Annotated in this window: 2 pseudogenes; both read right to left on the bottom strand. The window is 38.8% G+C overall.

The annotated features are described in order from the left end of the window. Positions 1 to 185: pseudogene (locus ACFIL8_RS12795) on the bottom strand (hypothetical protein); the annotation flags it as partial. 113 nt (positions 186 to 298) lie between these two features. Continuing rightward, positions 299 to 505: pseudogene (locus ACFIL8_RS12790) on the bottom strand (hypothetical protein); the annotation flags it as partial.

The raw sequence follows: 505 nt of genomic DNA, 5'->3' as shown, positions 1-505 counted from the left end.
CCGTAAACGTGTGCATTGCCAAAAATCCAACAGTCTCTCTTATGGCTTAAGTTGCTCTCTTTTTCTATAAAACCGCCTAGGTCACCTTTTTTGACATATCCAAAGTCTCTCAGTGCACGAATGCGGCGGAGCGTTCTGCGCCCAAACTCAATTGTTTCATCAGTAAGTTCGTATTTTTTTTCCATGGTTTTACTCCTTTAAGTTAGATTCTGCCTTTGTCGTTCTTGCAAAAGAACGGCATTGCATTGTGTGGTGAATTTTTTGAAAAGGTGGCGTCTTTTAAAAACGCCTTTAGCTTTTAAAGCACATCACAAGGACGCAAACGGTGTTGTTTTTCGTAAGAACCATACATTGCATCATCATATTCGCGCTGTTTTATATCATCTAAAAAAAAACCGTATGCTGTGCTGTGTAGAATAAAGTCATGCGGTATTTTGCCATCAAAACACTTTTGTTCACGTAGTTTGAGATAAAACTCAGCAATATCTTCAGAGATATCTTCGCA

Source organism: Bartonella sp. AP57NXGY (assembly GCF_042195805.1).
Taxonomy (GTDB): Bacteria; Pseudomonadota; Alphaproteobacteria; order Rhizobiales; family Rhizobiaceae; genus Bartonella.
Note: the sequence above shows the minus strand (reverse complement) of the source record. Positions and strands in the feature narration are given on the sequence as shown.